The sequence below is a fragment of the Terriglobales bacterium genome, from assembly GCA_035567895.1.
GTDB lineage: Bacteria > Acidobacteriota > Terriglobia > Terriglobales > Acidobacteriaceae > Gp1-AA112.
Map to the genome: position 1 here is coordinate 66222 of DATMPC010000091.1, position 13275 is coordinate 79496.

The following is a 13275-nucleotide window of genomic DNA, read 5'->3' on the forward strand; positions in this document are numbered from 1 at the left end:
CTCGCTGCCGTTCTTTCTTGTAGTCGTAAGCAGGATCGAAGTCGATTGTGCCGAACAGCTTGAGAATCCTCAGCTGCCTGCGATGCCTGCGATACGCTTGAAATTTTGAAAGAAGGTTCTGAATTGCTGAAGGCTTACTTAGTCGACTGCTCTTTTCTTTCTAAACTGCTGAATGGACTCCTCCTCGTTATGACATAAAAACGCCGGGCGATGATGCCCGGCGTTCCACAGCCAATCTGGGATTTAAGTTCCTTCGCTCCAGCTTGCCAGGTACTCTTCCTGCTGCGGCGTGAGTTTGTCGATCTTTACGCCCATCGCTTCGAGCTTCAGGCGGGCAACGCGCTTGTCTAGCTCGACTGGAACCGGAAATACCTTCTTCTCCAGATTCTTATAGTTCTTCACCAGGTATTCGCAGGACAGAGCCTGATTGGCGAAGCTCATGTCCATCACCGACGCGGGATGTCCCTCGGCGGCAGCCAGGTTGATAAGACGGCCTTCCCCGAGCAGATAGATTTTGCGGCCATCCTTCAGCGCATATTCGTCAACAAAATCGCGGGTAGCACGTTTGGATGATGCAAGCTTTTCCAAAGCGGGAATATCGATCTCAACATTGAAGTGTCCAGAGTTCGCGACTACGGCTCCGTTCTTCATCACCTCAAAGTGTTCCTTGGCAATGACGTTCTTGTTGCCAGTGACCGTCACGAAAACGTCGCCGATCTTGGCGGCTTCAGCCATGGACATTACGCGGAAGCCATCCATCACGGCTTCGAGCGCCTTCGTGGGATCGATCTCGGTCACGATCACGTCGGCGCCCATGCCCTTGGCGCGTGACGCCAGACCGCGTCCGCACCATCCATAGCCCGCGATTACAAACTTGGAGCCGGCGAGCAGCATGTTAGTGCAGCGCACCACGCCGTCAATCGTGGATTGGCCGGTGCCGTAGCGGTTATCGAACATGTGCTTCGTATCGGCATCGTTTACAGCGATGATGGGATAGCGCAGAGCACCGTCTTTCGCCATGGCACGCAGACGAATCACGCCCGTGGTCGTTTCTTCCGTGCCGGCGATGATTCCGTCAACCACGTCCTGACGCTTGGTCAGCGCGATTGTAACCAGGTCGGCGCCGTCGTCCATAGTGAGGTGCGGCTTGTGATCGAGCGCGCTCAGGATGTGCGAGTAGTACGAATCGTTATCCTCGCCCTTGATCGCGAAGGTCGAGATGTTGTAATCACGGACCAGCGATGCGGCCACATCATCCTGCGTGCTCAGCGGATTCGAGGCGCAGAGGACCACATCGGCACCGCCATCGCGCAGAGTAATCGCAAGGTTCGCAGTTTCCGAGGTGACGTGCAGACAGGCCGAGATGCGAATGTCTTTCAGCGGCTGATTCTTGATGAACTCTTTGCGGATGTTTTGTAGCACCGGCATTGATTGGTTGGCCCACTCAATGCGTCGCTTGCCCAGATCGGCAAGCTCCATGGTTTTTACATCGAAAGGAATTTGGGTTGCGGTTGCTGTAGCCATGCTCTCCTTAACGTTATGCCTCAGCGCGGGTCGCTTGTGGCGAATCGGGAATCAATGAGAACGGAGCGACCGCCCGGCGGTCGCTCCGAACAAAATCTACTTTGCGCTTGCGACCGTCTTTCCCGTGCCTGCGGCAGCACCCTTGAGGGCAGCAGCCTTATCGGTTGACTCCCAGGTGAATTCGGACTCCTTGCGACCAAAGTGGCCGTACGCTGCGGTCTTCTTGTAGATCGGACGACGTAGGTTCAGCGACTCGATAATGCCTTTGGGGGTAAGCTTGAAATTCTCGCGCACCAGGTTCTCGATCTGCGTCTGGGGAAGCTTGCCTGTGCCGAAGGTATCGACGAGAACGCTCACCGGATCAGCCACACCGATCGCATAGGCCAACTGCACTTCACAGCGATCTGCCAAGCCGGCAGCGACGAGGTTCTTCGCGATGTAACGAGCCATGTAGCAAGCGGAACGATCAACCTTTGTGGGATCCTTGCCAGAGAATGCACCACCGCCGTGACGTCCCATACCGCCGTAGGTGTCGACGATGATCTTGCGGCCGGTCAGGCCGGTATCACCCATGGGACCGCCAACGACAAAGCGTCCGGTGGGATTGATGTGGTACTTGGTGTCTGCGTCGAGAAGATGCTCAGGAATCGCCTGCTGAATTACCTGTTCGAGCACTTCGGCGCGCAGGCGGCGATTGTCGACGGTCTCGCAATGCTGCGTAGAAACAACCACTGCGTCTACCCGAACGGGCTTGTGGTTCGCATCGTATTCAACTGTGACTTGGGACTTGCCATCAGGACGGAGGAAATCGAGCGTTCCATTCTTGCGAACTTCTGAGAGGCGGCGGGTGAGTTTGTGGGCAAGCGAGATTGGCGTCGGCATGAAATCTTCGTTCTCGTTCGACGCATAGCCGAACATCATGCCCTGGTCGCCGGCACCACCGGGATCGACACCCATGGCGATGTCAGGTGACTGCTCGTGAATCGAGGAGATCACCGAACAAGTCTGCGAGTCGAAACCGAAGCCTGCATCGGTATATCCAACGGCAGTTACCGTGCCGCGAACGATCGAGGGAAAGTCGACATACGCTTTGGTCGTGATTTCACCGGCGATAAATGCGAGACCGGTTGTCAGCAAGGTTTCGCAGGCTACGCGGCTGTAAGGATCCTTTTCAATACAGGCATCGAGAATGGCGTCGGAAATCTGATCGGCGATCTTATCCGGGTGACCCTCGGTCACCGACTCAGACGTGAACAGAAAACGATCACGGGAAGACAAGCTTTTACTCCTCCACAGAATTATTTATTGGCAGCAACTAGCGCCTGAGGGACCGAGCCTAGGAAGACTCACACACGAGGGGGTGATTGACTTCTTTGCTGTTCCCACTACGTTAGCAGACGCTCACCCCATGGGCAAGCAGTCTCTCCACTGGTAAGTGATTATAAGCACTTCTACTTAAGGGCTAACTCAGCATCCCACGTGAGGCGCAATTTGGCGGCTGAACGGCAGAAAATGATGTTCAAACGGAGTTACTGCCGAAGCCCCTCGGGCGTAAAAGTCAGCTCTTTGACCTGTTTAGGTTCGCCGTCGATGTTCACTGGCTTGCCGTTGAACGAGACCTCTACCCCCGCAACGTTTCCCACTCGCAAACGAACCTCCTTGTTCGCGCGGATTGTGCGGCTCTTCTGAGCGTTGAGAATTCCTTGGCCCAGACTCTTGCCGTCGGCGGAAACTGAAAGCCATGAATCCTCGTGTGCGATTACTTCAAGAAGGATCGGCGCGCTGGAAGTAGATGCCGATGGTAGGTCTGTGGCAGCCAGCTTTTGGCCTTCAACCGGAGTTGATGGCGTCTTCGCTGGAGCCGCGGTTGTAGCTTCCTGAGACTTAGATTGACCCGGTTCGGTTTTCTCCTGCGACGACACAGCACGTTCTGAAACGGGACTAGGTTGCGGTGCTGCTGACTGCGCCTGCAAGCTTGACGGAGATTCTAGCTGCTGCGCTGCGGGTTGCACCGATTGCTTACTCTCCGCTCTTGCGGCGAGGAAATACTTGACGGCGTATCCACCTGCGAAGACCGCCAGAAGCACGATGGCAATAATCGCGATCGGCAGTCTTGACGATGGCTCCGGTGCCTCTTGCTGCGATTCAGGCAGAGTTTCCGGGAAAGGTTCCTTGGCAGCCTGTTGCTCCCGCCAGGCCGCATCGAAGTCGGCTACGGCCTGGTCCTCGTCGAGACCAAGAAAGCGCGAGTAGGCACGCACGAAGCCCTTGTTGAAAATTCCACCCGGCAGCTTCTCAAAGTCTTCATCTTCCAGCGCCCGCAACGACCGGGTACCGATCTTGGTAGATTCCGAGATTTCCTCAAGGGAAACGCCGCGCATTTCCCTCTCCCGGCGCATCTTTTCTCCAAAGCCAGTCACGATATCTCGTTATACACCTAGAAGTTGCGCTGATAGGCGGATAGAGCCGCAGAATCATAGGTTTGCATCGTGAATGCGTCAATCAGGCCGCGAAAGTAATGTTTACTTTTCATGTAATGCGGGGTATATCTCTTTTTGAGTCTAGGGGATAATAGCGATTATCTGAAGTAGGAGAAGGCTGGACGGGGTTCCATCGATTTCCCCACAGTCGCTCCCAATTTGGGTCATCTTTGAACTTAATGCTCAACTCGATGAGTGAGGCCACCGCTACCGACCGCAAACGGCAGATGGAGGAGATCAGTATCTTCCATGATGTCGCAAAAGCCCTCACGTCTTCTCTGAATCTGGATTCAATCCTGCAGACCATCATGGAGAAGATGGCCGTCTTCTTCCGCCCAGACACCTGGTCGTTGTTGATGGTCGACGAGCAAAAAGATGAACTCTACTTCGCCATCGCCGTAGGCGACGCCGCAGACGCACTGAAGAGCATTCGACTCAAAGTCGGAGAAGGCATCGCCGGTTGGGTGGCCAAGCATGGTGAGTCTCTACTGGTTCCCGACGTCTACAACGATCCCCGCTTCGCCAAGCGAATTGATGAAATGACCAAGTGGCAGACGCGCTCCATCATTTGCGTGCCGCTAAAGTCGAAGCATCGCGTGCTCGGAGTGATCCAGCTCATCAACTGCGCCATGGAGAGCTTCTCCGACAACGAGATGTTCTTCCTGCATGCGCTATGCGACTACGCTGCAATCGCCATCGAAAATGCCCGCGCTGTCGAAAAAATCCAGGAATTGACGATCACCGACGATTGCACCGGCCTGTACAACGCTCGCCATCTCTACAAAACGCTCGAAGCCGAGGTCTATCGCTCACACCGTTTCAACTACGAGTTCAGCGTCATCTTCATCGACCTCGATCACTTCAAGCAGGTCAATGACACCCACGGACACCTGGTGGGAAGCAAGCTGCTGAACGAGATCGGCTTCATGATCAAGTCGCACCTGCGGCTGATCGACTACGCATTCCGATATGGCGGCGATGAGTTCGTCGTGCTCCTTCCCCAAACGGGAAAGGAATCGGCCCTAGTAGTAGCGCGCCGCCTGCGGGATGTAATGCGGAACGCCCAGTTCCTCGATGAAGAAGGGCTGAACCTAACCTGCCGCGCCAGCATGGGCGTTGCCACGTATCCGGAAGATGCGAAGAGCGCGCACGAAATCATCCGCCAGGCCGACGAGATGATGTATATGGTCAAGAATTCCACCCGCGACAACATCGCCGTCGCACAGCAAGGCATGCTGCAGTAAAGCCCCGAGTTAACACGAAGGTCACGAAGGCAACTCCAAGGACACGAAGTAGACTGAGTGTTTTGATTTTAGGTCTTTCTCAGTCTGCTCCGTGACCTTGATTTTCCCTTCGTGACCTTCGTGTTAACCCCGGTTCTATTTCGGTCTGGGACTCAACACCGGACTGGCATCCGTAGCTGTTGGCTTTTCCTTGACCGGTTGTGGTGTCCACGCGGTCGCATTCGCGGGCGCGTTAGGATTGACACCAAAGTCCCACACGAACATGTTGATAGTTGTGGGATCGAGCATCTCTACCAGCGCATACTCGCCGGGAGCCAACGGAGCAGCTGGAGTCAGCTTCACCCACTCACCGTTGCTTACAACCTCAGCGTTCGCAGGAACGACCTCTTCCTGATTTGACACTTTGCCGAGCAATGAAATCTTTACATTGCTGACCACGCGGCTGTCTTTCTTCGGCTGCACACGCACGATCTTGAAGCGATCAGGCCGATTCAGTTCCGGCGATGCTTCGTTTGGCTTACTATCGGAGGCCGAGGCCGTTACATCGACGTAAATCGCAGGCGCCGTCTCGTGCGCCTGCACGCGCGCGCTCGCTCCCTTGAGTTCGATACTCTGCTTGGATCCCGTAGGAATTGGGTTAATGATCCCACGCATGATGTTCTTACTCATCTGCTTGTTGAGTTCCCCACCGTTCTGAACCACCTCGACGAGCTGTGGCTGCCCACGATAGTGATCAAGCAGGAAGACGCCTCCGGTATCGGGAAGTCGCAATCCAGGCGCGATCAGTGGACGCGCCGCCTCTTCCTTCTCCCGCTCCGCTTTCTCCTCTGCATCAGCTTGCTTGATCGCGTCGGCACTGAGGTTCGGATTCAGTCCGCGCGGATTCTCTTTGTTGAACTTGTTGGTGGCATCCCAGTCCACCAGGCTGTAGGGAATGTCCTCCCAGGCGTAGCGTTCAGCGCTGTAGAAATGGACGCGATCGCGCTGAGTCTCCCACTTCGTGGCGAGCTGATACGAACCGTCTTTGAGGATCAGACGCTTGGCATGTTCCTGCGCACGGAGATGCAGCGGAAGCATTAACGCAAGAGCGAGCACCGTGATAGAAAACTTACGCATAGTAGACGAGACGAGGCCGGACGCTACAAGGATGTAACCCACGGGCACCGCTGAAGTTTTCGCATCTGATTGACAAATGAACACCTACGATCCGCGACAATGAGAGGGCCGTAGGCCCGGCTAGCCAAACGTCAGCCCAGTCCCGGAAGGGCTGGGTGCGCGGCGACGGAAATTGAGCGCAGGAGGCGCGGCACTCAGACGAAGCTATATTTTGCATTCTAGGCCGCCTCTCAAAATCCGGAACCAATCGGTTACCTTCGGTCAGAGATCTGTAAACAACGAAGACTGACTTTGGGCATTCTGCGAGCCTCGGCACTTCTACCATCCGTGACGAGTGCCGCGCCTACGGCGCTCGTTTCTTGACTCCCCCTCACCCAGCCATTCCGGGACTGGGCTGACGTTTAGCCAACCGGCCCTACGGGCCTGTCATTTCCGAAGCTATCGACTCTCTTTCAAAACGAGCCGTGGTGTGCTGGGCGTGCTGTGGCAGACCTGGTTCAAAACTGGCAGTCCGAACACTGCCGCTCCGCAATTCCGGACAACACGGTGTTCGCATCAGCCGACAGCATTATGAACCTATCCGGATTGACAAAATAGAAGTCGTAGTTCACAGCCGGTGGAAGGTTCGTAAGCAAGATCGACCCAGTAGCGCGGCCGCTGGTTGCAATCGTCAAATTCCCGGTAAGGGGCTGGGCCGGTTGCAGAGTGCCATTACTATTCACGTCCTCCTTGCCTGACAAAGAGCCGAATCCGGCAACGGTGATTTGACCGTCCACAACCTGCAGCACCGTGCCCGCGGAATTTGCTCCCGTCGTCGCGAACGCATATCCCCCGGTAACGGACTGGAAACCCGCTTGCTGCTGGAATAACTGTCCGCTGGCAACTACGACGGAATCGCTTTGTAAAACTACGCCCTGCTTCTGCGACGCGAGCCAGATGATGAAATTCGACGATCCTGTGACTTGAGCACGGCCATTCGCGGCGACGGTATAAGTCGCCGTGAATGGGGGGCTCGTCACAGTGCCTCCGCTGTTTACATCCGAGACGCCACCACGGAATTGACCAACGAAATCTGTATCGAAACGGGCGGCTAACGCGTAGGGTTTGTTGCCGGAAACGGCCGAACCGTTCACGAAGAATGCGCTCGATCCCAGCGAAGCACTGCTGAACGGCGTGCTCGATTGCGCAAACGCTGTTCCAGCGATCCGTAGACCTGAAGCGTCCACATCCATCAACACCAGCGTGGATGCATCGATGATGTAGAACACGAACTGTGAACCATTCAGCGATGCAGTTCCGCGACCTCCGGCGGCCGCAAAGGAGCCCGCTACAGCTGTTCCCGGAGTGAAACTTCCATTCACATTCGTGTCTTCGGTGCCTGTAACCGTTGCACCGCTGAACATGAGCTGACCGACTGCAGCCGCAGGCCCTGCGTTGTCACCCGACATGCCGAAGACGAATGCCCCGCTCACACCGGCGGTCGCCGCTGGATCCTGCAGGCGAATAAAACCAGAGGTCACCGCCGTTGAATCGAAAGCAATTACCTGTCCGCGAGTGTTCGACGTGAGGACAAATGAAAAATTGTGAGAGCCGGAAGCATCAGTGAGCGTCATTGCCCCACGCCCATCCGGACCAACCGAGTAGGTTCCCGTCAAGGGGATTCCGGTAGGTCCCGTCGCAGGTCCTGCTCCGGAATTTCCGTCGCTAACACCGGCGGCGATGTTTCCCGTACCGTCAGCCTGAAACGTGCCGCCGCGATACGAGAATCCCGAGCCCGAGCTGTTATCGCCTTGATTCAGGAGAAAGACGTAAGTGCCTCTCAGGCTCGCGTTGCCGAATTGCAGCGTCACCGCGGCGGAAGCAGAGAATGCGGTGTTCGCCTGCGAGGTCGCGGTAACTGTAATGGCCGATTTGGGAGGCGCGGCTGGCGCCTTGTAAAGACCGTTCGTATCGATAGTTCCGTGGACGGCATCTCCGCCTTGCACGCCGCTCACGCTCCAGTTGACAGCGTTATTCGTACTACCAGTCACCGTCACAGTCGGAGTGAATTGTTGAGTAGCTCCAGCGGCAACGGTGACGCTGGTCGGACTGATGCTGATGGTCACTGCCGGCGCAGTGAGCGTCACGATCGCACTAGCGGTTTTCGTGGTATCAGCCTGCGCGGTCGCCGTGACTGCGACGGTGGTGGTTGTCGGCAAAACAGGCGGCGCCGTATAGAGGCCAGTCGCGCTGATGGTGCCGTTCGTCGCATCTCCACCGGCAACGCCGTTTACCTGCCAGGTTACAGCCGTATTTGTGGAACCAGTGACCGTCGCCGTAAATTGCTGGGTCGTGGCGCCGGCAACGCTCGCGGTAGTGGGTGAAATCGTGATGGCCACCCCCGCGGGAGTCGGAGTCTTGCTCCCCCCACATCCGGCCCAGATCAGTGCAGTCAGAACTACAAAAAAAAGAAGAAGTCGTTTCGACAAAGAATTGATACCCCTGTTGAGGTCTATGTATTGGTATGTTCGCCGTGCGTGAATACCCATTGTAAAGGTGCCATCTAACACTCGCCCCGGACCATGACGAATGAGAGTAACTGTCATCCTGAGCCCGTCTTCTGGGCGAAGAATCTCCCGCGATTCGTCGGACTAACTCGCCGCCATCCCGGCACTTCGGCCAAGATTCTCGAGGAGAGCCAAGATAGCGCGACTAAGATTGACGTATTCCGGGAGATCCTTCGCCCAGGATGACAGTCGTTGATATTGCTCCCACGTAATACAGCATGATTCGAGGCCGACTAACCATCTCATCCCGTATTCCTCAAACCCGCCGCAATCCCATTGATCGTCGCTCCCAGCACGTAGTCCAACTCTTCACTCTTCTCTCCGACACGTTTGCGGCGCAGAAGTTCTGCTTGCACGATGCTCATCGGATCCACATACGGATTTCTCAAGCGAATCGATCGCGCCAAAATCTGATTGTTCTCGAGCAGGCACGACTGATCCGTAATCTGCAACAGCAGCCTCTTGGTGCGTAGGAACTCTGATTCCAAAACCTTGAAGACCCTCGTGCGAAGGTCTTCATCGCTGACCAGCGTGGAATACAGGCGGGCGATGTTGAAATCGGCTTTGGCCAGTCCCATTTCAGAATTTTCTATGAGATCGCTGAACAGCGGAAACTCCTTATACATGCGCTTCAGCAGGTTGACGCCGTCTGGCTTACGCATGAACTGTTCTAAAGCATGACCAACGCCGAACCACGCTGGCAGCAAGCATCGGCTCTGCATCCATCCGAAAACCCACGGAATCGCGCGCAAATCTTCGAGACTGCGTGTCTGCTTACGCTTCGCCGGACGCGATCCGATCTTCACGTTCTGCAGCTCGCCAACCGGCGTCGACTGCTCGAAATAAACCATCACCTCTGGATTCTCGGCAATGTTGTGGCGGTAGAACTCGAATGCCGTGCGCGATAGCTCTTCCATGACCGCTTCCCACTCCAGACCATCCGCACTCTTCGGACCACTCGGACGCACAAGCGCCTCTAGTGAAGCCGCCACCATCAACTCCAGCGATCTTTCGGCAAGAATCGGTTCGGCATACTTCCAATTGAGCACTTCGCCCTGCTCGGTGATCTTGAAATGCCCCGTAAAGGCTCCCACAGGCTGCGCCACCATCGCGCGGTGCGTTGGACCTCCACCGCGACCAACAGTTCCACCACGTCCATGAAAGATAGTCAGGTGAACGTTGCGCTCGCGAGCGACGCGATGCAGTTCGCGATGCGCTTTATAGATCTCCCACAAGCTCGTGAGCATACCTCCGTCTTTATTGCTGTCGGAGTATCCCAGCATGACCTCCTGCTTTCGCTGCCAGGAGTCGAGCAGCCGCGCGTATGCAGGCGAACTCCACAATTCACGGCAGATGCCGGGGCAGCCGCGAAGGTCCTGAATCGATTCGAATAACGGAACCGGCATCAGCCCTGGATCCTCGCTCTTGCCTTCCACTTGAACACCAGAGATCGCGGCGAGTCGCACGACATTGAACACATCCTGGGCCGAGGTCGCGCCACTGATCACGTAGCTGCGGATCGACTCGGCTGGATATTGACGCTTCAGGTCTGCGATGGCTCGCATGGTGTCGAGAACCAAACGCGTATTCTCTGAAGTCGAAGTGAGATCCTGGCCCGGCCTCGCCGTCAGATGTTCGACTGCTTCACTGTGGAATTTGGCGTGTTGCCGAATGTCGAGCGTATGGAGATGAAATCCAAAGGTTTCGACGATGATCAGCAGCGGATCGATAAGCTCCTGCGCAATACGCTCTCCTGAGTTCTGAGCCAAGCTTTCGCGCAGCAACTGCAGATCGGCAATAAACTCCTCGGGCTTAGCGTACGCGCTCTCAGCGTGCGGTTTCCTGGCGGCTCGCGCAAGCCGCTCTTGCACATACAGAAGGAAGTGCCGATACGCCTCTGTTTCGGAATAGGTCAGCGCCCGCGCATGTACGTCAGGAAGTTGCGCAGCATATTGCTTCAAAGCCGCTCGAAGTGCGGCAGAGATGTCCGTGATGCTTGTTGCCGGACTTAGCAGCACGACCAGAGCACGAATCGCCTGAACGTAGTTGTTGCGGATCAGCTCGCGCGCCAGTTCCAGCGCCTGTTCCGTGCTCGTGACATTGACAAATGGATTTCCGTCGCGATCGCCGCCGATCCACGAACCGAAGCCGATCATCCGCGGCAGCTCAGAAAGATGAACGTTCGATCCGAACTCCGCGTTTAATGTACGAGCGATCTCCTCATATACTTCCGGGACGCTGCGAATGAGGCTAGCGCGGTAATAATCCAATCCCATTTTGATTTCATCGCGCACGGTAGGCGTGCGACGGCGAACTTCGTCGCTTTGCCAAAGCGCGGTGATCTCGGCGGCGATCTCCTCGGTTACCTTCTCGGCAATCTCGTCGGTCAGGGGCGCGGTGTCGAGTGTCTCGAGCAGCTTTGAGAGTCGCTCGCGCTTCATCAGCACTGTGCGCCGGGCAACTTCGGTTGGGTGTGCGGTGAAAACCGGAACGGCATAGACACAGCGCAGCGCCTTCATTACCTGCTCAAGACTGATTCCTGCAGCCCGGAACCGCCGGAAAGTGCCCGCGATAGTTCCGGCCTGCGGCTCGCTGTGATTCACCTGCGCCGCGCGGCGGCGACGCTTGCGGTGATTGGTCTCTGCCAGATTGACCAGCTCGAAGTAGATGGCGAACGCCCGCACTACAAGAAAGGCATGCCGTAAATCCATCGTGCGCAGCGAGGAATCTTGTGCGATCTTGCCCTGCTCTCGCTGCTCAATGCTGAGGTTGCGCAGCCGCTCGACGGAATCGAAGACTTTCTGCCCAGCCTGCTCTTTGATTACTTCGCCGAGGATGCGTCCAAGATTTCGGACATCACGGCGCAACGGAGCTTCCTTCAGCTCAGCGTCAGTAGCGATCAGCTCACGCAGATGCTGCTGCTGATCTCTGACTTGCCAAAGCGGCTCGACCGAGTCTTTGACTCGAGCCTTCGGCTGTTCGACGCTGGCCATACATCAAAAGCTATCAGACGGAGGGTAAATTGCACTGGTCCGAGGTCACTTTTACGTTGAAAGACTAGGCGAACATGAAGGGCACGAAGGCCAAAGAGTAGGTCACGAAGCGAGAGATCACCGATGCTTCGTGCGTAGGAGTGCATGCTAGTTCTTTGTGACCTCCTGTTGAGCCTTCGTGACCTTCGTGTTCGCCTCGTTTTCCACAGCGACCGACGGTACAAACCTTGACACGGTCTGCAGCGCGCCGTAACAAAGAACAAATGTCAGGCGTGTGCATGAAGTACCAAAATAGGAATTCACAAGGATCGAAAAGAGTGAAGATCGGCTCTCGGATGACACGAAACCCGGCGCTTCCGAAATATGAACCACAAGATGTGCCGGATTGAGCACGGTCGAAACGCAAGATTTTGCGTTTTGCAAATCCAAAATTCTGGATTTCCTCAGCGCAAGTCTCTCATTTTCAAAGTTTCTCGATGAAAAACAGCCCCCGGGGGGGAGGGTAGCCAGAATTACAGCGAAATTTCTTGGCACAAAAACGTTCCAGCCGATCGAGAACACAATTCGATAGTTGAATCGATCGCCTCGGAGGCAGTGGCTGATTCTCACATTACGGTAATGCAACGCAGAGAATTAAACGTCGCCAAACAATTTGTTCAATAAAACGTCTTCTGCAAAGAAGCGGCGCTTGCGCTACCATTTCCGGTTACTTCTGAAGCACTCACAAAGGAGACTAGAAGATGAGTGATCAGGATTCCCCCAAGGGCTCAGGAATCTCACGGCGTAAATTCCTGAAGATCTCAGCAATAACCACGTCTGCCCCGCTTGTTCTTGGGCCAACCATCCTGGAGGTCGAAGGACAGGAAGTTCACGTCTTCGGTCCCGGAAAGGTTCCCATAGCACTCAATGTGAATGGCAAGCGTCTCACGGCGAACCTTGAACCTCGCTTCACGCTCCTCGATGCCTTACGCGAAAAATTCGAGGTAACCGGACCGAAACGTGTGTGCGATCGCGGGACCTGCGGTGCGTGTACGGTTCTTCTGGACAACAAAACCGTGTACTCCTGTTCGATGCTTGCCATTGAAGCGCAGGGCAAGCAGATCGTGACGACCGACGGCCTTGCTCCTCAGGGCCAACTGCATCCTGTATCGGCAGCTTTCGTCGACAACGACGCTCAGCAGTGCGGTTTCTGCACGCCCGGATTCGTGATGGCTACAAAAGCGTTCGTCGATAAGCATCCGAACGCCACGCCTGATGAGATCGCGAGAGGGCTGGGCGGAAACTTCTGCCGTTGCGGCACGTACGCCGGCATTAAAGGCGCTGTGGCCCAGCTCTCCAAGGGTGGACAACAGCAGAAAGGGGGAGCATAGCC

At 55.9% G+C, this 13275-nt stretch carries 8 protein-coding genes; 2 read left to right on the top strand and 6 right to left on the bottom strand.

Annotation, left to right across the window (positions count from 1 at the left end; all coding sequences use genetic code 11):
• Positions 1 to 243: 243 nt before the first annotated feature.
• From ahcY to VNX88_19480, 3 genes are all read right to left on the bottom strand, one after another.
• Entirely contained in the window at positions 244 to 1524 is a 1281-nt protein-coding gene (gene ahcY / locus VNX88_19470; protein ID HWY70857.1) for an adenosylhomocysteinase, read from the bottom strand.
• A 96-nt stretch (positions 1525 to 1620) separates the two neighbouring features.
• Positions 1621 to 2802, bottom strand: a complete 1182-nt coding sequence (metK, locus tag VNX88_19475) for a methionine adenosyltransferase (GenBank protein ID HWY70858.1) — start codon at positions 2800 to 2802, stop codon at positions 1621 to 1623.
• 251 nt (positions 2803 to 3053) lie between these two features.
• Positions 3054 to 3923, bottom strand: coding sequence for a RodZ domain-containing protein (locus tag VNX88_19480; protein ID HWY70859.1), 870 nt, complete (start codon positions 3921 to 3923; stop codon positions 3054 to 3056).
• 272 nt (positions 3924 to 4195) lie between these two features.
• On the opposite strand from VNX88_19480, the gene VNX88_19485 reads away from it, so the two are divergent.
• The gene (locus VNX88_19485; protein ID HWY70860.1) at positions 4196 to 5248 is read left to right on the top strand and encodes a sensor domain-containing diguanylate cyclase; all 1053 of its coding nucleotides are present in this window, start codon (positions 4196 to 4198) and stop codon (positions 5246 to 5248) included.
• 135 nt (positions 5249 to 5383) lie between these two features.
• Here the strand turns inward: VNX88_19485 and VNX88_19490 are convergent, their stop codons facing one another.
• The 3 genes from VNX88_19490 to VNX88_19500 all read right to left on the bottom strand — a co-directional run bounded on the left by VNX88_19490 (position 5384) and on the right by VNX88_19500 (position 11903).
• Entirely contained in the window at positions 5384 to 6364 is a 981-nt protein-coding gene (locus tag VNX88_19490) for a hypothetical protein (protein ID HWY70861.1), read from the bottom strand.
• Between the two features lie 497 nt (positions 6365 to 6861).
• Positions 6862 to 8832, bottom strand: a complete 1971-nt coding sequence (locus VNX88_19495) for an Ig-like domain-containing protein (protein HWY70862.1) — start codon at positions 8830 to 8832, stop codon at positions 6862 to 6864.
• Between the two features lie 320 nt (positions 8833 to 9152).
• Positions 9153 to 11903, bottom strand: coding sequence for a phosphoenolpyruvate carboxylase (locus VNX88_19500; protein HWY70863.1), 2751 nt, complete (start codon positions 11901 to 11903; stop codon positions 9153 to 9155).
• Between the two features lie 740 nt (positions 11904 to 12643).
• Between VNX88_19500 and VNX88_19505 the strand changes: the two genes are divergently transcribed.
• Positions 12644 to 13273, top strand: a complete 630-nt coding sequence (locus tag VNX88_19505) for a (2Fe-2S)-binding protein (protein HWY70864.1) — start codon at positions 12644 to 12646, stop codon at positions 13271 to 13273.
• Positions 13274 to 13275 lie beyond the last annotated feature (2 nt).

Excerpts from the sequence above, each read along its gene's own strand:
- VNX88_19505 (HWY70864.1), top strand. The coding sequence starts at position 12,644 with ATGAGTGATCAGGATTCCCCCAAGGGCTCAGGAATCTCACGGCGTAAA.
- VNX88_19500 (HWY70863.1), bottom strand. The coding sequence starts at position 11,903 with ATGGCCAGCGTCGAACAGCCGAAGGCTCGAGTCAAAGACTCGGTCGAG.
- VNX88_19480 (HWY70859.1), bottom strand. The coding sequence starts at position 3,923 with ATGCGCCGGGAGAGGGAAATGCGCGGCGTTTCCCTTGAGGAAATCTCG.
- ahcY (HWY70857.1), bottom strand. The coding sequence starts at position 1,524 with ATGGCTACAGCAACCGCAACCCAAATTCCTTTCGATGTAAAAACCATG.
- VNX88_19485 (HWY70860.1), top strand. The coding sequence starts at position 4,196 with ATGAGTGAGGCCACCGCTACCGACCGCAAACGGCAGATGGAGGAGATC.
- VNX88_19490 (HWY70861.1), bottom strand. The coding sequence starts at position 6,364 with ATGCGTAAGTTTTCTATCACGGTGCTCGCTCTTGCGTTAATGCTTCCG.